The organism is Nocardia tengchongensis, assembly GCF_054781395.1.
The window spans coordinates 463612-482872 of the sequence record NZ_BAAGUM010000017.1; the positions used below are offsets into that span (position 1 = coordinate 463612).

At 68.8% G+C, this 19261-nt stretch carries 21 protein-coding genes; 11 read left to right on the top strand and 10 right to left on the bottom strand.

Annotated elements, in window-relative coordinates; genetic code table 11:
* On the bottom strand, positions 1 to 729 hold the full coding sequence (locus ACYVKL_RS33145; RefSeq protein WP_213557401.1) for an HNH endonuclease: 729 nt from the start codon (positions 727 to 729) through the stop codon (positions 1 to 3).
* 322 nt (positions 730 to 1051) lie between these two features.
* On the opposite strand from ACYVKL_RS33145, the gene ACYVKL_RS33150 reads away from it, so the two are divergent.
* The 5 genes from ACYVKL_RS33150 (at position 1052) to ACYVKL_RS33170 (ending at position 4545) form a co-directional block, all read left to right on the top strand.
* On the top strand, positions 1052 to 1456 hold the full coding sequence (locus ACYVKL_RS33150) for a globin (protein ID WP_213557400.1): 405 nt from the start codon (positions 1052 to 1054) through the stop codon (positions 1454 to 1456).
* A 136-nt stretch (positions 1457 to 1592) separates the two neighbouring features.
* Entirely contained in the window at positions 1593 to 3164 is a 1572-nt protein-coding gene (locus tag ACYVKL_RS33155) for a glycoside hydrolase family 13 protein (RefSeq protein WP_379167927.1), read from the top strand.
* Positions 3165 to 3264: 100 nt separating this feature from the next.
* A complete protein-coding gene (ctaJ, locus tag ACYVKL_RS33160) occupies positions 3265 to 3543 on the top strand; it encodes an aa3-type cytochrome oxidase subunit CtaJ (RefSeq protein WP_213557399.1) in 279 nt (92 codons plus the stop codon).
* Positions 3530 to 3997, top strand: a complete 468-nt coding sequence (locus ACYVKL_RS33165; protein WP_246598055.1) for a DUF5130 domain-containing protein — start codon at positions 3530 to 3532, stop codon at positions 3995 to 3997. Before ctaJ ends, ACYVKL_RS33165 begins: the two co-directional genes overlap by 14 nt.
* 125 nt (positions 3998 to 4122) lie before the next feature.
* The gene (locus tag ACYVKL_RS33170) at positions 4123 to 4545 is read left to right on the top strand and encodes a helix-turn-helix domain-containing protein (protein WP_379167221.1); all 423 of its coding nucleotides are present in this window, start codon (positions 4123 to 4125) and stop codon (positions 4543 to 4545) included.
* A gap of 185 nt (positions 4546 to 4730) precedes the next feature.
* On the opposite strand, the gene ACYVKL_RS33175 is transcribed toward ACYVKL_RS33170, so the two are convergent.
* The gene (locus tag ACYVKL_RS33175) at positions 4731 to 5318 is read right to left on the bottom strand and encodes a ClpP family protease (protein ID WP_379167218.1); all 588 of its coding nucleotides are present in this window, start codon (positions 5316 to 5318) and stop codon (positions 4731 to 4733) included.
* Complete coding sequence (locus ACYVKL_RS33180; protein ID WP_213557396.1) at positions 5315 to 5917, bottom strand: ClpP family protease; 603 nt, start codon at positions 5915 to 5917, stop codon at positions 5315 to 5317. The genes ACYVKL_RS33175 and ACYVKL_RS33180 overlap by 4 nt, the downstream gene beginning before the upstream one ends.
* A 179-nt stretch (positions 5918 to 6096) precedes the next feature.
* Between ACYVKL_RS33180 and ACYVKL_RS33185 the strand changes: the two genes are divergently transcribed.
* Complete coding sequence (locus ACYVKL_RS33185; RefSeq protein ID WP_281423459.1) at positions 6097 to 6231, top strand: hypothetical protein; 135 nt, start codon at positions 6097 to 6099, stop codon at positions 6229 to 6231.
* 85 nt (positions 6232 to 6316) lie between these two features.
* On the opposite strand, the gene pepN is transcribed toward ACYVKL_RS33185, so the two are convergent.
* Positions 6317 to 8908, bottom strand: a complete 2592-nt coding sequence (gene pepN, locus ACYVKL_RS33190; RefSeq protein ID WP_379167215.1) for an aminopeptidase N — start codon at positions 8906 to 8908, stop codon at positions 6317 to 6319.
* 158 nt (positions 8909 to 9066) lie between these two features.
* Between pepN and ACYVKL_RS33195 the strand changes: the two genes are divergently transcribed.
* A complete protein-coding gene (locus ACYVKL_RS33195) occupies positions 9067 to 9897 on the top strand; it encodes a phosphoribosylaminoimidazolesuccinocarboxamide synthase (RefSeq protein WP_246598054.1) in 831 nt (276 codons plus the stop codon).
* Here ACYVKL_RS33195 and ACYVKL_RS33200 read toward each other — a convergent pair.
* Positions 9894 to 10580 (bottom strand): NAD(P)H oxidoreductase, encoded by a 687-nt coding sequence (locus ACYVKL_RS33200; protein ID WP_379167213.1) that lies wholly within the window; start codon positions 10578 to 10580, stop codon positions 9894 to 9896. The two genes, ACYVKL_RS33195 and ACYVKL_RS33200, sit on opposite strands and share 4 nt — an antisense overlap.
* 119 nt (positions 10581 to 10699) lie before the next feature.
* On the opposite strand from ACYVKL_RS33200, the gene ACYVKL_RS33205 reads away from it, so the two are divergent.
* Entirely contained in the window at positions 10700 to 11623 is a 924-nt protein-coding gene (locus ACYVKL_RS33205) for an AraC family transcriptional regulator (protein WP_379167211.1), read from the top strand.
* Between the two features lie 62 nt (positions 11624 to 11685).
* Here the strand turns inward: ACYVKL_RS33205 and ACYVKL_RS33210 are convergent, their stop codons facing one another.
* From ACYVKL_RS33210 to ACYVKL_RS33220, 3 genes are all read right to left on the bottom strand, one after another.
* Positions 11686 to 12948, bottom strand: coding sequence for an RNA polymerase sigma factor (locus tag ACYVKL_RS33210; protein ID WP_379167209.1), 1263 nt, complete (start codon positions 12946 to 12948; stop codon positions 11686 to 11688).
* Positions 12948 to 13349, bottom strand: a complete 402-nt coding sequence (locus tag ACYVKL_RS33215; RefSeq protein ID WP_379167207.1) for a YciI family protein — start codon at positions 13347 to 13349, stop codon at positions 12948 to 12950. The genes ACYVKL_RS33210 and ACYVKL_RS33215 overlap by 1 nt, the downstream gene beginning before the upstream one ends.
* A 104-nt stretch (positions 13350 to 13453) precedes the next feature.
* Entirely contained in the window at positions 13454 to 14650 is a 1197-nt protein-coding gene (locus tag ACYVKL_RS33220; protein WP_379167205.1) for an NAD(P)/FAD-dependent oxidoreductase, read from the bottom strand.
* A 184-nt stretch (positions 14651 to 14834) separates the two neighbouring features.
* On the opposite strand from ACYVKL_RS33220, the gene ACYVKL_RS33225 reads away from it, so the two are divergent.
* Complete coding sequence (locus ACYVKL_RS33225; protein ID WP_357192945.1) at positions 14835 to 15479, top strand: mycothiol-dependent nitroreductase Rv2466c family protein; 645 nt, start codon at positions 14835 to 14837, stop codon at positions 15477 to 15479.
* A gap of 62 nt (positions 15480 to 15541) precedes the next feature.
* Here the strand turns inward: ACYVKL_RS33225 and ACYVKL_RS33230 are convergent, their stop codons facing one another.
* The gene (locus ACYVKL_RS33230) at positions 15542 to 16552 is read right to left on the bottom strand and encodes a M48 family metallopeptidase (RefSeq protein WP_379167924.1); all 1011 of its coding nucleotides are present in this window, start codon (positions 16550 to 16552) and stop codon (positions 15542 to 15544) included.
* A gap of 293 nt (positions 16553 to 16845) precedes the next feature.
* On the opposite strand from ACYVKL_RS33230, the gene ACYVKL_RS33235 reads away from it, so the two are divergent.
* Complete coding sequence (locus tag ACYVKL_RS33235) at positions 16846 to 17316, top strand: ribose-5-phosphate isomerase (RefSeq protein WP_379167202.1); 471 nt, start codon at positions 16846 to 16848, stop codon at positions 17314 to 17316.
* A gap of 3 nt (positions 17317 to 17319) precedes the next feature.
* Positions 17320 to 18132, top strand: a complete 813-nt coding sequence (locus tag ACYVKL_RS33240) for an Fpg/Nei family DNA glycosylase (RefSeq protein ID WP_213557386.1) — start codon at positions 17320 to 17322, stop codon at positions 18130 to 18132.
* A 414-nt stretch (positions 18133 to 18546) separates the two neighbouring features.
* On the opposite strand, the gene ACYVKL_RS33245 is transcribed toward ACYVKL_RS33240, so the two are convergent.
* Entirely contained in the window at positions 18547 to 19116 is a 570-nt protein-coding gene (locus ACYVKL_RS33245; RefSeq protein ID WP_379167200.1) for a TetR/AcrR family transcriptional regulator, read from the bottom strand.
* Between the last annotated feature and the right edge of the window lie 145 nt (positions 19117 to 19261).

Genomic DNA, 19261 nt, shown 5'->3' on the forward strand with positions numbered 1-19261 from the left:
TCAGGCCGCGCCCTCGCCCAGGTACTGCAGCCAGGTCGGATCCAGCTCGGAGCTGGCCGAGAGCAGTCGCCAGTGCGGTCCCTTGGGTGCGACCATCGGATGGTGCAGCGCCCAGCCCAATTCGCTCAGCAGCTTGTCGGCTTTGCGGTGGTTGCACGGGGCGCAGGACGCCACGCAGTTCTCCCACGAATGCGCGCCGCCGCGGCTGCGCGGAATGACGTGATCGATGGTCTCGGCCTTGCCGCCGCAGTAGGCGCAGCGGTAGCGGTCGCGATGCATGAGGGCGGCCCGGGTCATGGGTACCCGCGCCCGGTAGGGAACGCGCACGTAGGTGCGTAGTCGGATGACCGAGGGGAGCGACACCGAGGTCCCGGCGGAATGCACGACCGGACCCTCCGGGTTGTCGTGCACGGTGTCGGCCTTGTCGCAGATCAGCAGCACGATGGCGCGGCGCGCGGACAGGGCCGTGAGTGGTTCGTATGTGGCGTTGAGCAGCAGCACGCGGCGTTTGGCCCAAGCGGGGACGGGTGCTGCGCTGGGTGGATGATGCGAGTGTTCGCGGTGGTCGCCCGGATGGGCGGGCTCGGGATGAGCGCCCGGATGATGCTCGGCATGAGAATGTTCGGACAGTAAGTGCAGCGGAGTAGCCCCCGACCCACGATTGTGGACATCGGCGGGCTGGAGTTGTCGATGCGTCCGCGCCTCTCGGGCGCCGTGCCGCTGCTTCATGGGCCATACCCCGGTTTCGTATTCGTCCGATTGTGTGGTATCTCGGCAGACTGCCACCCAGTTGACCATGGAACGGCGCACAATGCCATCTCTTTCGACACATTGTTCGGCACATTCGGATGAACACGACGTGACAATCGCCCGAGGTCGGATTTTGTGCCGTTGACAGGGCTCTTCGGCGGCTCGGCCCAGTGGTTCGCGGCCGTCTCGATTCTGGACTGAGTGGAGCGGGGGAGCGAAGCGGAGGAGCGGAGGGAGGGAAGAATCGAGACCTAGGGGCCGCGAACCCGCCCGGAGCGAAGCGCAGGGCAAAATAGGCACTGTGACTTCCGGCGAACAGACGCAGATCTCCTTCTTCGAGGCCGTGGGCGGGCAGGCGACGTTCCATCGGATCGTGGCGGCCTTCTACCGCGAGGTGGCCGAGGACGAGGTGCTGCGGCCGCTGTACCCGGAAGAGGATCTCGGTCCGGCCGAGCGCCGGCTGCGGATGTTCCTGGAGCAGTACTGGGGTGGCCCGCGGACCTACTCCGACGAGCGTGGCCACCCGCGGCTGCGGATGCGGCACCACCCGTTCAAGGTCGGCCCGATCGAACGCGACGCGTGGCTGCGCGCCATGCGAATCGCCGTGGCGGAGATCGAGCCGGAGGTGCTCGACGATGCGCATCGCAAGCAGTTGCTCGACTACTTCGAGATGGCCGCCAATTCGCTGATGAACTCGCCTTTCTGACCGCCAGCCGCAGAATACGCACTGTCCCACAGCGTTTCTGGGTGGCTGCAGGTGCCCGCTGATCATTTGCTGAAACTGGACAAGTCCTGACGACGCGCCGCGAAAGCCGCTGTGCTTTGGCACCATTACGGCTGTGATGGACGATTCCGAAGCCCCCTGGTGGCGGTCGGCCGTGTTCTACCAGGTCTATCCCCGCTCCTTCGCGGATTCGGACGGCGACGGTGTGGGTGATTTAGGCGGATTGCGGGACAAGCTGGGCTATGTGGAGCTGCTCGGCGTGGATGCCCTGTGGATCTGCCCGGTCATGCGCTCGCCCATGGCCGACGGCGGCTACGACGTGTCCGACCCGCGCGACATCGACCCGCTGTTCGGCGGTCTCGAGGCGCTCGACGCGGTGATCGCCGAGGCGCACGACCGGAGTATGCGGGTGACCATGGATCTGGTGCCCAATCACACCAGTGATCAGCATCGGTGGTTCCGGGCGGCGCTGGCGGCGGGGCCGGGGAGTCCGGAGCGGGCGCGGTACTGGTTCCGGGACGGCCGCGGGCCCGACGGCGCACTGCCGCCGAACAATTGGCCGAGCATCTTCGGCGGTCCGGCCTGGACCCGGGTGCGCGAACCCGACGGCAGACCCGGGCAGTGGTACCTGCACATCTTCGCTGCCGAGCAGCCCGACCTGAACTGGGAAAACCCCGAGGTCGCAGCTGATTTGGAGCAGACCCTGCGGTTCTGGCTGGATCGCGGCGTGGACGGTTTCCGCCTCGATGTCGCGCACGGCATGGCCAAGCCGCCGGGTTTGCCCGACATGGAGCGCATCGACACCCGGATGCTGCACCTCGAGGACGACGATCCGCGCTTCAACAACCCCGGTGTACACGAGATCCACCGGCGGGTGCGCAAGGTGATGGACGAGTATCCGCACGCGGTCGCCATCGGCGAGGTGTGGGTCAACGACAACACCCGCTTCGGGGAGTACGTCCGTTCCGACGAGCTGCATCTGGCCTTCAACTTCCGGCTCGCCCAGACGCCCTTCGATCCGGAGCGGATCCGTGCGGCCGTGGACAATTCGCTGCACGCGGTCGCCGGGGTCGGCGCGACACCCACCTGGACGCTGTCCAACCACGACATCGAACGCGAGGTCACCCGATACGGCGACGGTCCGGCGGGGCAGGCGCGGGCGCGGGCCATGATCATGCTCGAGCTGGCGCTGCCGGGCGCGGTGTTCATCTACAACGGGGCCGAACTGGGGCTGCCCAATGTGGACGATCTGCCCGAGTCCGCGCTGCGCGACCCCACCTGGGAGCGGTCCGGCTACACCGTGCGCGGCCGCGACGGCTGCCGGGTGCCGTTGCCGTGGGAGGGCGGGCGGGCGCCGTTCGGGTTCACGACGGGGGTGCCGTGGTTGCCGATGCCGCCGGAGTGGGCGTCGGTGTCGGTGGAGAAGCAGCTGGAACGCCTGGATTCGATGCTGTCGCTGTATCGGATGGCGATCGAATTGCGGGCTGTCCGGCCGGAATTCGCGGGGCCCGGGTTCGAGTGGTACGCGAGTCCGCCGGGCTGTCTGGCTTTCCGGCGCGACGGCGGGCTGCTGTGTGTGCTGAACGCCACCGCCGCGCCGATCCTGCTGCCCGCGGGGGAGGTGTTGATGGCCAGCGCGCCCCTCGCGGGACGCACATTGCCGGCGAACTCGACGGCCTGGTTGGTCTGATCGGCGCTGTCCGGCTGGTCCGAAAGGCGAATGTCACGACACGGCCGCACTAACCCTTACCGGTCGTAGTAGTCGTGACCCGATCGACTACCGTTGGCCCGTGAGCATTCTCCAGACAGTGCTGATCTACGTCGGCATCCCGGTCGCGATCTATCTGGCGATCGCCGGATTGTCGTTTCTCGGCAAGCCGCTGCCCGGCGAGAAGCCGGAACACTACGAACTCGGTGCGAAGTGGACCCAGCCTCCGGTGCTGTGGAGCGCAACCGACGAGGTGACCGGATCCGGACACCACGACACTGCTGATTCGCATGGGCACCATGCGGCTATCGAAACCGCCCACGCGGAGCTGATCGGAGGCCGGGCAAGTGGCAACTTCTAATTGGCCCGCGGTGAACGAGGCCGACCTACCCCACGGCTACGCCGTCACCTCCAGCGGACGCGTGTCCGGTGTGCACGAGGCCGGCGATGTCTTCAAGGAAGCGCCGTTCAGCGACCGTGAGCGGCTGCTCATGGACAATGCCCTCACCGACGCGACCCGCGCCACCAAGGTGCGCTTCAACGTCTTCATCGGCGACCTGGGCGCCGACTCCGCCGCCGGCGTGGACGCGCTGTTCCCGGCCACCCCGGAGGCCGCTCGCTCGGTCCTGATCGCGGTGGACCCGAACACCCGCTCCGTCGAGGTCCGCTCCGGCCACGAGGTCGCCGAGCGCGCCAACGACCGGGTCTGCCAGCTCGGCGCGACCGCCGCCACCAGCTCCTTCCGTCAGGGTGAGCTGATCGACGGCCTGGTCTCCGCGGTGCGCGTGATGGCCGCCGCCATCGGCCGGGTCTAGCCCGCAGCTGTAAACATTCCGAGGGACGTCCGGGGCTCCGGACGTCCCTTTGTTTTGCGCGCGGACGAGTTCGCTCTCAGCAGATCGGGGCGCGCGGGCGGGTCGGCGGACTTTACGCTCGGGGTATGTCCGAGCATCCGCGTTTGAAAGCCCTTCCCGGTGGCCTCGAGGAATCGGCCCGGCCGGTTCGACGCGGAACGCCGCCGGCCCCGGCGATCGCCCCGGCACGGACCTCCGGACCGGAGCCGCTGTGGCGCGAAGCCCTCGGGGAGCGGTTGCGTTCGATGCGACTGGATCTGGGTGAGAAGCTCACCGAAACCGCTGGGCGCGCCGGTATCTCGCCGCAGTACCTGTCCGAAGTCGAGCGCGGCCGCAAGGAACCGTCGAGCGAGATGATCGCCGCGCTGGCGGGAGCGCTGGGCACCAGCGTGGGCGGACTCACTCATCAGGTCGCCGAGGACATGCTGCGCACCCGTCGCGTCGCCGCCGCACCGCCCGTGGTCCCGCAGCTCTACGCGGGCCGGGTCATGCTGTCGCTCGCCGCCTGACTCACGAGCCGGCCGCCTGACCCGCTGATGGGGGCCTGATGCGCCGGACCCGAGCCGCGATTCGGTGCAGCGTTGTCGAGCAGGACAATTCGATCTGACCGGTGCTGGTCGCCGTCACCTCGCGCAATGGTTCGGAGGCGGGGCTCCCCATCGCCATGTATGCGAGGTGACGGTGGTCAGCGTGGTCAGCGTGCGCCGAGCAGTTGGTCGGCCAGGCCGTAGTCGATCGCGGTTTCGGCGGTGAAGACGCGGTCGCGGTCGGTGTCGCGGCGCAGGGTTTCGGCGGATTGGCCGGTGTGGCGGGCCAGGATGGCTTCGATCTGGGCGCGCATGCGGACGATTTCGTCGGCTTGCAGGATCAGGTCGGGGATGGTGCCCTGGCCTCGGATCGCGGGCTGGTGCAGGACGATTCGGGAGTGCGGCAGCACGTTGCGGCGGCCCGGCGCGCCGCCCGCGAGCAGCACCGCGCCGACCGCGATGGCCTGGCCGACGCAGGTGGTGACCACCGGCGACGAGATGTGCTGCATGGTGTCGTAGATGGCGAGCATGGCGGGCAGTTCGCCGCCCTCGCAGTTGATGTAGAGGTTGATGTCCTGGCCGGGGCTCTCCGCGTCCAGGTGCAGCAGTTGGGCGATCAGGGCGTTGGCGACGCCGGAGTCGATGGGGGTGCCCAGGTAGACGATGCGTTCGCTGAGCAGGTGCGAGTAGACGTCCATGATCCGTTCGCCGCGCGGGTCGCGGGTGATCACATTCGGAATCGTGTAGGTGCTCATGCGGAGATCCCCAGTTTCTGTCGCGCCGGGACCACCTGGTGGAAGGAGTCCACGATGTGGTCGATGAAGCCGTACTCGCGGGCCTGTTCCGCGGTGAACCAGCGGTCGTGCAGCGAGTCCTCGAAGACCTGGTCGTAGGGCTGGCCGGTGTCGGCGGCGATCAGGCCGAGCACGGTCTGCACGGTGTAGCGCAGGTCGTCGGCCTGTACCTCCACCTCGACCGCGCTGCCGCCGATGCCCGCCGAGCCCTGATGCATGAGGATGCGGGCGTGCGGCAGGGCGTAGCGGTGTCCGGGCGTGCCCGCCGAGAGCAGGAATTGTCCAGCGCTGCACGACAATCCGAGCGCCAGCGTCGACACCGGGCACGGCACCAGGCGCATCACGTCGCGGATGGCGAGCATGGCCGGCACCGAGCCGCCGGGGGAGTGGATCCACAGCGAGATGCCCGCCTCGGGGTCCTCGGCCGCCAGCGTGAGCATCTGGGTCATCAGCAGCGTGCCGTTATCGTCGTCGAGCCCACCGTCCAGCACCAGCACGCGGCGGGCGAAGAGCTGTTCCCTGGTGCTCCAGTTGAACATCGGAGTCTTGTTGTCTGCCATGCCTTCACGGTGCCGCAGCCGGGCGCCGTGAGTCTCGCCACGCTGCTGTGGGCAGATCCGCTCCCAGCAGCGGGAATCCGAGCCCCAGGGTTCGGGGGCACCGGTTCGTTGGTCTTCAGAGTGAGGGTTGCAAGGCCCTAATCTGCTGTGCGGTCGGGAAATTCGAGAGAGGACACAGCATGACCTTCGTCGCCACCTCCACCGGCAGTGATGTCGGCAGCCTGGCCGCCGCCCTGTTGAAGCTGCTGGGCATCACGTCGATGTGCACGATCTCGGCGAACTGGGTCGGGTGCAACCCCACCCAGATCTGGTAGCGGGCCGAACCCCCACGCACAACAGCACCTCCCGAAGGTTCGGGAGGTGCTGTTGCGTGTGGAAGGTGTTGCCGGGCAGTGCTTTCTAGGCGCGGTCGAAGACGCGGGCGCGCAGCGAGCGTTCGATGCCCGCCTTGCCCTCGACCACCAGGCGGCGCAGGGCCGGCGGGTGGTCGCCGCCGAGGAATTTGTCGGCCACCGCGACCGCCTCGTCGGTGACGGCCCAGTGCGGGTAGAGACCGACGACGACGGTCTGGGCGACCTCGCTGGAGCGGCGCTCCCACACCGACGCGATATCGGCGAAGTACCGCTCCACGTACGGGCTGAGCAGCTCGGCCTGCCCGGCCGGGGCGAAGCCCGCGACGATGGCGCGCGCGGTGATGTTGGGCACCGTGTCGTCACCCATGACGGTGTCCCACGCCGATTCCTTGACCGCGGCCTGCGGGCGGGCGGTCGAGGCGGCGGCGGCCTGGCGGCGGCCCGCCGCGGTGTCGTCGCGGGCGAGTTCCGCGTCGATGAGCGGGGTTTCGACACCGTCGGAGTCGATGGCTCCGGCGGCGGCGAGGGCCTGGGTGATCCGCCAGCGCAGGTCGGTGTCGACGGTCAGGCCGGGCAGGCCCGCGCCCTCGGGATCCTCGGCGTGCAGCTGCCGCAGCACCTGCACGTGCTGCGGGGACAGCAGCGAACCGGTGAGCGCGTTGACGAACGCCAGCTGGTGGTCCGAGCCCGCACCGGCGGCGCGAGCGAGCTCCAGCAGCCGGTCCGCGTAGGCGGGCCAGCCGTCGGTGCGCGCCCACTCCGGGTCGGCGTACGCGCCGAGCGCGGTGTTGGCCTGCATGAGAAGCCGCTGCACGACGCCGATCTCGGTTTCCGCGCCGACGCCGCGCTGCACCAGCGCCACGAAGTCGCGGGCCTTCATCTCCGCCTGGCGGGTCATCTCCCAGGCGGCCGACCAGGCCAGCGTGCGCGGGAGCGGTTCGGCGATGTCGGCGATGCGCGCCACTACGGTGTCGAGCGAGTCGGCGTCCAGGCGGACCGAGCAGTACGTGAGGTCGTCGTCGTTGACCAGCACCAGCTTGCCGCGGCCGACGCCGACCAGCTCCGGCACCTCGGTGCGCTCGGCGGCGTCGACATCGAGCTCGACGCGCTTGGTGCGCACCAGCTTTCCGTCCAGGTCGTCGTAGATGCCGATGGCGAGCCGGTGCACGCGCCGCTCACCCGCGCCGGGCTCCGCGCCGTCCTGCACCACCGCGAAGGACGCGAAGTTCCCGGCCGCGTCGACGGTGAAGTCGGGGCGCAGGATATTGAGGCCGGTGGTCTTGAGCCACTGCGCGCCCCAGTCGGACAGGTCGCGCCCGGACGCCTTCTCCAGCGCGCCCACCAGGTCGTCGAAGGTGGCGTTGCCGTAGGCGTGTTCGGTGAAGTAGTCGCGCAGACCTGCCAGGAACGGTTCCTCGCCGACGTAGGCCACCAGCTGCTTGAGCACGGATGCGCCCTTGGCGTAGGTGATTCCGTCGAAGTTGACCTCGACGGCGGCCAGGTCGGGGATGTCGGCCGCGATCGGGTGGGTCGAGGGCAGCTGGTCCTGTCGGTACGCCCACGACTTCTCGACGTTCGCGAACGTGGTCCAGGCGTTGGTGTATTCGGTCGCGCCGACCTGGCACAGCACCGAGGCGAAGGTCGCGAACGACTCGTTCAGCCACAGGTCGTCCCACCACTTCATGGTGACCAGGTCGCCGAACCACATGTGCGCCATCTCGTGCAGCACGGTCTCGCAGCGGCGCTCGTAGGAGGCGCGGGTCACCTTGGAGCGGAAGACGTAGTCTTCGAGGAAGGTGACCGCGCCCGCGTTCTCCATGGCGCCGGCATTGAATTCGGGCACGAACAGCTGGTCGTACTTGCCGAAGGCATAGGGCACACCGAAATTGGTGTGATAGAAGCCGAAACCCTGCTTGGTCTCGGTGAAAAGCCGTTCGTGGTCCATGAATTCGGCCAGCGAGGCGCGGCAGTAGATGCCGAGCGGGATCTCGCCGTGCGAATCACGGTAGGAGTCGGTCCATTTCGCGTACGGGCCGGCGATGAGGGCGACCAGGTAGGTGCTCATGCGCGGGGTGGTGGCGAAGGTGTGGCGGACCACCGCGCCCAGCTGGTGGGTGCCGGTGACGGCCCCGTTGGAGATGACCTCCCAGTCCTGCGGCGCGGTCACGACCATGTCGTAGGTGGCCTTGAGGTCGGGCTGGTCGAAGCAGGCGAACATGCGCTTGCAGTCGGCGGTTTCGAACTGCGAGTACAGGTACACCTTGTTGTCGGTGGGGTCGACGAAGCGGTGCAGGCCCTCACCGGTGTTCGAGTACTCGCCGTCGGCCTCGATGACCAGCTCGTTGCTCGCGGCCAGGTTCGGCAGGGTGAGACCCTGCTCCTCGTCGTAGCCGCTCACGTCGAGGGCGACGCCGTTGAGGACGGCCGAGCGCAGGCCCGCGCCCACGAAGTCGATGAAGGTCTGCGCACCCGGCGTCGCGGTGAAGGTCACCGTCGCCTTCGAGTGGAAGGTCTCACTGCGAGGCGCGTCGGCGCTGGTGGGCTGGCCGGTCAGGTCCAATTCGACCGTGTAGTTCTCCACCTGGACCGTGGCAGCGCGTTCGATGGCCTGCTCGCGGGTGAGATTCGGTGCGGACAAGGAGGCTCCTTAGCTCTCGGAGAACTGTGCCGTGCGGGATGAACCCGCCGCAGCCCAGCTTGCCATGTCCGTCCGGCGGCGGTTGGGCGTGTCGGATGCGGGCGGGGCCACCCACTAGGCTGGGCGGCGGCAGCTACCGCCCAGCACGAGGAGGACCGTTGAAGCACATCCACGCCGGTAAGGTGCGCGACCTGTACGAGGACGGCGATTCGCTGATCCTGGTCGCATCCGACCGAGTGTCGGTGTATGACGTGGTGCTGCCGACCCCGATCCCCGACAAGGGCGCGCTGCTCACCCAGCTGTCGAACTGGTGGTTCGGGTTCTTCTCCGACGTGCCCAACCACATCCTGTCCACCACCGACGTGCCCGCCGAGTTCGCGGGCCGTGGGGTGCGGGTCAAGCCGCTGCGGATGGTGAAGGTGGAGTGCATCGCCCGCGGCTACCTGACCGGCGGCGGCCTGGCCGAGTACAACCGCACCGGCACCGTGTCCGGCATCGCGCTGCCGCCGGGCCTGCGCGACGGCGACAAGCTGCCCGAACCCATCTTCACCCCCACCACCAAGGCCGACGAGGGCCACGACGAGCCGATCAGCTTCGACGATGTGGTGAACCAGGAGGGCAAGGAGGTCGCCGAGAAGCTGCGCGACCTGACCCTCGAGATGTACTCGCGCGGCGCGGATCACGCCGCCGCCAACGGCGTCATCATCGCCGACACGAAGATCGAACTGGGTTGGGACGGAGACGTTCTCACCGTCGGCGACGAGGTTCTCACCTCCGACTCGTCGCGCTTCTGGCCCGCCGACGACTACGAGCCCGGCCGCCCGCAGAAGTCGTTCGACAAGCAGTTCGTGCGCGACTGGTCCACCTCCACCGGCTGGAACAAGGAGTACCCGGGCCCCGAGATCCCGGCCGAGATCATCGACGTGACCCGCCAGAAGTACGTGCAGGCCTACGAACTTATCACCGGCAACACCTGGAACGGCGTCTAGACCGGAACCGGTTCGGCGGCCAGGAAGTTCGTCACGAACGCGTCGGCCCGGCGCTCCAGATCGGCGTACTGGGCCACGCGCTCGGCGCCGGCGGTGGCCGCGTCGATGCGCAGCTGCCCGTCCGCGTCCATGCGCTGACGACGCTCCTCGGCGTCGGGCAGCAGTCCGACGGCCGAGTGCGAGAAGCCGCAGTAGTAGGCGATTCCCAGATTGAGCTGGCCTTCCAGGCTCTGCTGGAGGAAGTCCACCAGCGGGTCGCCCGCGGCCATCCCGGCGAGGCCGAGCCACAGCATCCGCTTGCCCGCCAGTCGAGGCCGGCTGCGGCCGTAGGCGAATCCGTAGTTCCAGACGCGGTCGATCCAGCCCTTGAGCAGCGCGGGCAGGCTCGCCCAGTAGACGGGGAAGACCGCGATCACCACCTCGGCGGCGAGGATGCGCTCCATGTGCTCGTGGACCTCGGGGGAGTAGGTCTTCTCGCGGTTGCCCCAGTCCGGCTCGTCGGCCACGGTCATGCGCGGGTCGAAGCCCTCGGCGCGCAGATCCAGCAGGTCGACGCGGTAGCCGTCGGCTTCCAAGCGGGTGATGGTGCGGGCGGTCAGGTGTTCGGTCAGCGAATCGGAGCGGTGGTGGGCGACCACGACCAGGGCCGTGCGGGAGTTCTGGTCGATACCGTTGTGCGACAAGGGATTCCTCCTGGATCAGGACGGTTGTTCGTTCCGGTGCCTCCAGTACACCCGCCCGGATGTAGACGATCCATGGGTGAAAAGCTCTCTTGGATAGGAATTCGTCTACCCTCGATGAGGTGGATCCTCTGAGTAAGCTGCTGAGCGGTATTCGAGCCGAAGGCGCGGTGGTCACGCACGCCGTCATGCCGGCGCCGTGGACCATCCGGTTCGCCGATCGCGCGCCACTGACCATGATCACCGTCATGCGCGGCGGCGGCACCCTGCTGCTTCCGGACGGCGGCAGCCGCACCCTCGAGACCGGTGATACGGCGCTGGTGCGGGGACCGGGCGAATTCCGGCTGGTATCGGGAGAGTCCGACGCCGTCGCGCCGACCGAGTACGAGATCTCCTGCTTCACCACCGATTCCGAATGCGCGGGCGAGGAACTCACCGGAATCCATTGGGGCGGTGACGCCGACGCCACCGCGCTGATGGTCGGCGCCTACCGCACCTCCTACCGACGCCACGAACGGCTGTTGCGAGCGCTCCCACCGGTATTGGTAGTCAGGGAGGACTACGAATCCTGCGGCTGGTACGAGCAGGCGGCCGCCTCCGCCGTCGGGCAGAGCGCGGGCTCGCAGGCCATGATGGATCGCCTGCTCGACTGGAGTCTGGTCTGCACCCTGCGGACCTGGTTCGAGCAGGCCGGGCCCGACGCCCCCACCTGGTTCCGCGGCCTGGCCGATCCGGTCATCGCGCCCGCGCTCCAGGCCATCCACACCACGCCCGGCGCACCCTGGACCGTCGCCTCGCTGGCCACCGAAGCCGGTGTCTCGCGGGCGCTTTTCGCCAAACGCTTCACCGCCGTCATGGGGCGGCCGCCGCTGACCTACCTCACCGAATCCCGCATGGACGAAGCCGAGGAACTGCTCGCCGACACCGACCACACCGTCGCCCACATCGCGAGATCGGTCGGCTACGCGGATCCGTTCGGCTTCTCGGCCGCGTTCAAACGCCACCGCGGGTTGAGCCCCACCGCTTTCCGCGCGGCCGCCGCCTGACGCGCGGGGCGGAACGGCGGCCGGACGACGAGCGGTCGATCACCGGCTCGACGGGTGGTTGGTCATGGGCGGCGGAGGCGGGCGGCGCGGATGGTGAGGTAGTCGCGCTCGGGGAGACTGGTGGTGCGGCGGGCCGCGGCGGTGTAGCTGGCGACGGCTTCCTCATGGTCGCCGGCCATTTCGTGCAAGTGGCCGCGGACGGCATCGAGGCGGTGATTGGCCGCCAGCGAATCGGCGAGGGTGTCGGTCAGATCCAGGCCCGCCTGCGGGCCGTGCACCATGGCGGTCGCGACGGCGCGGTTGAGCGTGACCATCGGATTGGGTGCCTGGCGTTCGAGGGCGTTGTACAGCAGCAGGATTCGCGGCCAGTCCGTGTCCTCTGGGCGCAGCGCCTGCGCGTGCAGGGCGGCGATGGCGGCCTGGATCTGATACGGACCGATCAATCCGCTGCGCACCGAAGCGGTCGCCAGACGCACGCCCTCGATGATCATTTCACGATCCCACAGCCCGCGATCCTGTTCGGCGAGGGGGATCAGTTCGCCGCGCTCGCCGGTGCGCGCCGCGCGCCGGGCATCGGTCAGCAGCAGGAGTGCCAGCAGGCCGGTGACCTCGGGGTTGTCGGGCAAGGCGCGGGACAGGCTGCGCGCCAGGCGAATCGCCTCACTCGACAGATCGCCGCGGCGCAGTCGCTCGCCGCCGCTGGTGTGGCCCTCGGTATAGATCAGGTAGAGCACCCGCAGCACGTTGTCGAGGCGCTCGTTCCATTCACCGCGCTGCCCGTTCGACGCCGACGGCATCGCGAAGGGCCGCTCCTCCTCCGCGATTCGCTTCTTGGCGCGGGTGATCCGTTGCGCCATGGTCCTTTCCGGCAGCAGAAAGGCCCGCGCGATCTCCTCGGTGGTCAGCCCGCCCACCGCGCGCAGGGTCAGCGCGATCGCGCTCGCGGGTGACAGCGCGGGGTGGCAGCACAGGAAGAACAAGGTCAGGGTGTCGTCCCGCTCCTCCAGTGTGGCGATCACCGCGTCCGACGGGTCGGGCGCGGCGGCGCCCAATCGTTCCGGGTCGCGGATGGCGTCGGCGGTCTCGCGGGTGCGGCGGGCCGAGTCGGCGCGGATGGCGTCGATGAGGCGGCGGGCGCCGACCTGGATGAGCCAGCCGCGCGGGTTGTCGGGGAGTCCGTCGGCGGGCCACTGGGTGGCGGCGGCGAGCAGGGCTTCCTGGAGGGCGTCCTCGGCGGCGTCGAAATCGCCGTAGCGGCGGACGAGCGCGCCGAGGACCTGCGGGGCGAGTTCGCGCAGCAGGTCCTCGATCGCGGTGTGCGGCATCAGAGCTCGGTGGGCGGGGCGCTCATCACCGGGCGGACCTCGATGTATTCGCCGATCGGCTTGCCGCCGGGGCCGGGCGCGGCCGAGGCCTGCGCGGCGATCTCGACCGCGCGTTCGGGGGAGTCGACGTCGATGATCCAGTAGCCGGCCAGGAATTCCTTGGTCTCGGGGAACGGGCCGTCGGTGATGACCGGCGCGGACCGGCCGTCGGAGGAGACGGTGCAGGCCTGGCCCGGGTCGGCGAGGCCCTGGGCGTCGACGAGCTCGCCGGACTTGGCCAGCTGCTCGCCGAGGGCGCGCTGGAAGTCGATGTGCGCCTGGATCTCCTCGGGCTGCCATTCGTGGATCGGGGTGTCGCAGAAGGCGGCGGTGCTGTAGGTCTTGATCAGCATGTACTTCATGGTCGGCTCCTTCGTCGGTGCGCCGCGGTGGCGCTCTCATCCACAGGTCGGAGCCCCGCACGCCGGATCGACGTATCGCGTAGCCCAGTGTTTTGTGACGATGGTCACAGCGTGTCGGGATCCACGGCCTCGCCGCCGAGGATCAACTCCTTGATCTTGTCCGTGACATCCCACACGTTCACGTTCATCCCCGCCAGCACCCGGTTTCCGGGGTCGAGCCAGTAGGCGACGAACTCGCGTCCGGCCAGGTCGCCGCGCACCACCACGCGGGCTTGCTGCTGGGGTGCGACGTAGCCGGTGTACTCCATCCCCAGGTCGTACTGGTCGGTGAAGAAGTAGGGCAGCTTGTCGTACACGGCGGGCTTGCCGAGCATGGTCAGGGCCGCCACCGCGGGCTGGTTGAGCGCATTCGCCCAGTGCTCCACCCGGATTCGCTGACCCAGCACCGGATGCTGTTGGGCGGCGATGTCGCCGATCGCGACGATGTCCGGATCGGAGGTGGCCAGGCTCTCGTCGACGAGCACACCGCCGTCCACGGCCAGACCGGCGTCGGTGGCCAGTTCGATATTGGGTCGCGCGCCGACCGCCATCAGCACTGCGTCCGCCTCGATCACGGTGCCGTCGGCCAGCCGCACCCCGGTGGCCCGGCCGTCGGCGGTGGTGATCTCGCTGACCTGCACCCCGCAGCGCAGGTCGACGCCGTGCGCGCGGTGCAGTGCGGCGAACACCTCGCCCATCTCCGGGCCCAGGGCCGCCCGCAGCGGCACCGAGTCCGCCTCCAGCACAGTCACTTCCACGCCCGCCGCCCGCGCTGCCGCGGTCACTTCCAACCCGATCCAGCCCGCGCCGATGACCGCCAGCCGCCGGACACCGGCGAACATGGCCAGCAGGGCATCGGAGTCCTCGATGGTGCGCAGCACGTGCACGCCCGCCGCGTCCGCGCCCGGCATCCGCAGCAGTCGCGGCCGCGAACCGGTGGCCAGCGCCAGCTTGTCGTAGGGCAGGGTCGTGCCGTCCGGCAGCGCAACGGTTTTGGTGCTCCGGTCCACCGCGGTGACGGTGGTGCCGGGCATCATCTCGATGTGATGGTCGCGATACCACTGCGACGGGTCCACGGTGAAGTCGGCGAGCGCCTTCTTGCCCAGCAGATGCTCCTTGGACAGCGGCGGCCGCTCGTAGGGCAGATGCTCCTCGGCGCTGACGAGGGTCACCGTCCCGTCGAAGTCATTGGCCCGCAGGGCTTCCGCGAGTTTCGCCGCGGCCAGGCCACCCCCCGCGATGACGAACCTGGATGTGGTCATGTCGAAACCTCCCTGCTCACGCGGCCGGGACTGCGCCACGGACGTGGCTGTCCTCCCGGCGAGGCCGATGTTTCGACCCTAGCCCCGGGCGAGTCGGGCGGAGCGGAAATATCGGCAACAATCCGGGTTGTTGCGTAAGGGGAACGGCCGTGCGTCCGGCCGTCGACTGCGAAAGGACTTCCTTGTGAGCGACACCAATAAGGACCGGGTCGATTTCTGGTTCGATCCGCTGTGCCCCTGGTGCTGGATCACCTCCCGCTGGATCCTCGAGGTCGAGCAGGTCCGCGATATCGACGTGAACTTCCACGTCATGAGCCTGTCGGTGCTCAACGAAGGCCGTGAGGGCCTGCCGCCGCAGTACGAGGAACTGCTGCGCAGCGGCTGGGGCCCGGTCCGGGTCGCCATCGCCGCCGCCCGCGAACACGGCGACAAGGTGCTGGCCCCGCTCTACACCGCCATGGGCACCCGCCTGCACAACCGTCGCGCCGACTACGAGCAGGACGGGCCGCGCGAGGACCTGCTCGCGGTGATCATCGCCGAATCGCTCGAGGAGGCGGGGCTGCCGGCCGAGCTGGCCGCCGCCGCCACGTCCGGCGACTTCGACGAGGAGCTGCGGGCCTCGCATCACGCGGGCATGGACAAGGTCGGCCAGGATGTCGGCACGCCGACCATTCACATCAACGGTGTCGCGTTCTTCGGGCCGGTGCTGTCGCGGATTCCGCGCGGCGAGGTCGCGGGCAAGGTGTGGGACGGCGCGGTCGCGCTGGCCTCCTACCCGCACTTCTTCGAGCTCAAGCGGACTCGCACCGAGGACCCCGCCTTCGACTGAGCGGGCCGGGTAATCGACGCGGAACGGGCGGGGTCCCTGGGGACCCCGCCCGTTCTCGTCGGTCAGTGCGGCCGGTACTCGTGATAGGTGGCGGTCTCGCCGTATCGGGGCGGGGGACCGCCGTAGCCGCCGGGCGGCTGCTGGCCGGCGTAGGGTCCCGGCACCGGCGGACGCTGCGGGGCGTCGGGCCGCCAGAACAACTTGCCGTGCCGGCTGCGGTCACGCAGCGCCGACATGCGCCAGGTCAGCACCGGGTGGCTGGCCATCGCGTTCACGATCCAGACGAAGAAGCCCTTCTCCTGGGGCGCCCGATCCGCCATCTCGTCGAAGCCGACCAGATTGTTCAGGTACTTGCCCGCGGCCAGCGTCTGCATGGCCGTCGCCGCGCCCTGCGGACGGTTGCAGAAACCGTGATTGTCGGCCGTGTACTCCTGCGAGCGGATCAGCGAATTGCCCAGGATCGGCAGGAACGGCGCGAGGAACATGCCCACCTGCCGCCAATACGAGACATGGCCGGCGGCGATGTGGCCGACCTCGTGGCCGATGATGAAGGCCAGCGCCTCGGGATTGCGTGCCGCGCCACTGATTTCGAACAGGTCGCTGTACACCACGACATAACGGCGGAAGCCGTGACCGGAGGCGAAGGCGTTGATCTGGCCGTTGCCCGTCACCACATAGGCGTCGGGCACCGTGGCCATCCCGAACCGGGCCGCCGCCTCCTGCACCATGCGGAAGCCCTCGGGAAACTGGGTCGGCGACATCTTCACGCCGTTGACCCGCTGCGCCGCGTAGTTCATCCCGCGGCCGAGGTAGACCAGCAGCGGCGCGAACACCAGCACCAGCACGATCTGACCGGAAACTCCCGACAGCAGCAGGAGCAGCGCGAACAGGTAGGCCAGCACCGTGGCGACGATCACGATCACCAGCAGCGGGATCTCCCAGCTGTGCCGGGCGGGCATCCCGAACGGGGACAGGCCGCGGCTGCCCTGCTGGATCACCGGCGGAGGCGGCGGCGAATACGGTTGCTGCGGAGCCCATCCCGGCGGACCCACCCGCGGATCCCAGCCGGTCATGCCGGTGACCGGGTTCCATCCGGGCTGTGCGGGGGCCGGTTGGCCGAGGTAGGTGGCGGTCGGCTGGGCGGGGACCTCGCCGGTGGACGCGGTCGGTGGTTGCTCCGGGAGATCACCCGCGGATTGCCCCCCGTAGGCGTTCGGCGGTGATGAACTGTCGTCGGACGTCATGCCTGGATAGTACGTTCGGCGACGTCGCCGGGGTGTGCTCGCCACGGGTGGCTCACACCTCGTCCTCCGCACGTGACAGCCCCGTGCGGACCGGCCGCGCGCGGGCTGACAGAATCGCTGCCATGCGCGTATACCTGGGTGCCGACCATGCCGGCTTCGAACTGAAGAACCACGTCAAGGCTCACCTCGAGGGCCAGGGCCACGACGTCGTCGACTGTGGCGCGCTGGAATACGATGCGCTCGACGACTATCCGGCCTTCTGCATCGAGGCCGCCCGCCGCGTTGTTGCCGAGCCGGGCTCGCTGGGCTTCGTCTTCGGTGGTTCCGGCAATGGCGAGCAGATCGCCGCCAACAAGGTGCCCGGCGCGCGTTGCGCCCTCGGCTGGAGCGTGGAGACCGCGCAGCTCGCCCGCCAGCACAACAACGCCCAGCTGCTCGGCATCGGCGGCCGCATGCACAGCACCGAGGAAGCCCTCGCCATCGTCGACGCCTTCATGACCACCCAGTGGTCCGACGAGCCGCGCCACCAGCGCCGCATCGACATCCTCGCCGAGTACGAGAAGACCGGCGTGGCCCCCGCGCTGCCGAACTGACCTGTGCCGGAAGGCCATACGCTGCACCGTCTGGCGAAGCTGCACGAGAAGCGCTTCGCCGGCGGTCAGGTCCGAGTCTCGAGCCCCCAGGGCCGCTTCGCCGACGGCGCCGCACTGATCGACGGCCGCGTCCTCACGCACGCCGAAGCCTGGGGCAAACACCTGCTCCATCACTACGATTCGGGTGTCACCCTGCACGTCCACCTGGGCTTGTACGGCAAATTCACCGAATCATCGGTCCCCATGGACGCCCCCGTCGGCGAGGTCCGCATGCGCCTGATCGGCGCGGGCCGCACCGGCGAACCCCACGGCACCGACCTGCGCGGCCCCGCCGCCTGCGAAATCCTGCACGACCCAGAGGTTTCCGCTCTCACCGCCCGCCTCGGCCCCGACCCCCTGCGCCGCGACGCCGACCCCGACCGCGCCTGGACCCGCATCAGCCGCTCCCAGCGCTCCATCGGCGCCCTCCTCATGGACCAGAAGGTCCTGGCCGGAGTCGGCAACGTCTACCGCGCGGAAGTCCTGTTCCGCCACAACATCTCACCGCACCGCCCCGGAAAGTCGTTGAGCCGTCCCGAATGGGAAGCCATGTGGGCAGACCTGGTCGACCTGATGAAGGTCGGCGTCCGCCGCGGCCTCATGCACGTGGTGCGTCCCGAACACGACCACGGCGCCCCGTCCTACGCCGCCGACCGCCCCCGCACCTACGTCTACCGCCGAGTCGGCGACCCCTGCCGCCTCTGCGGCACCACCGTGGTGCACACGGTCATGGAGGGCCGAAATTTGTTCTGGTGCCCGACCTGCCAACCTCGCTGAACCTTCGTTCGGGAGGGTGATCGAGTCCACTGGCGTAGGGTCGACGTATCGAGGCTGTCTAGGCCTTGCAAACAAAGGACCTACTAGTTGTCCGACAAATCTCCGCGTAGCAAGATGTCCAAGGCTCAGGGTAAGTCCCTGAAGGAAAAACGAGCGGAGAAGAAGGCGGGGTCCGCCGACCCGCAATCCGGTATCGAACCGCAGGCGAACAAGGGTAAAAAGGGCAGATAAGCCACGTTTTTCCGTGCCGGGGCGTAGCTCGGATGCATTCGAAGTGGGTCGGATCGATAGCGCTCCGGCCCACTCGATCACATCGAACCGGTTGATCCCGCCCATCCCGGCATCATCGGATAATTGTGTGGCGCACCGGAATTCGAGTGCGGTAGTTCCTGTCGGGGGCGGCGATCCGGTTGGTCACCTGCGCAGGTACGGGGTGAGGAGTTCTTCGACGCGGGATTTGACCATGGCCGGGTCGGTGCCGGTGTCGACGAGTCGGCTGGCGGAATGCACGATCGCGTTGATCAGTTCGGCGGTCAGGTCGGGGTCGGCGTCGCCGAGGTCCTCGAGTGCGGTGACGAGCGGGGTTTTGAGCTGGTCGTGCAGGACACGGGCGCGGGCGGCGAGTTCGTCGGTCGGCAGGGCGGTCGCGAGGGCGCGGGCGACGGCGTGTTCGCCCTCCTGGGTCAGCTCGATATTGGCTGCGACGTAAGCGATTACCCGGCCGGCCGGATCGGGGGCCCGGCTCATCTGCTCGGCGATCCGCGTCGACCAGCGCGGCAGCACGTCTTCCATGACGGCGACCAAGAGGTCGTGGCGAGAGCGGAAGTACTGGTAGACGCTCGGGCGGGCCAGTCCGGTGCGGGCGGCGACATCGGCGAGGGTGGGGATCTGTCCCGCCGTCAGCATGGTGCGCGCCGCGTCCAGGAGGGCGTTCCGCTGCGTCGCGCGATGTTCGGCGAGGGTGGCTGCCTGAATCTTCGGCACTGCGTCGGTTCCTCCTGGACAAATTTGTACTGATCAGCTCGGACAAGTCTCGCATCGAGCGGCTCGTGGGGTGGACGCTGCCTCCGTTCGGGGCGGGCGGGGGCCGGCGGGTTGACGCGGCCGGTGTGCGCGCTGCTAGAGTCCC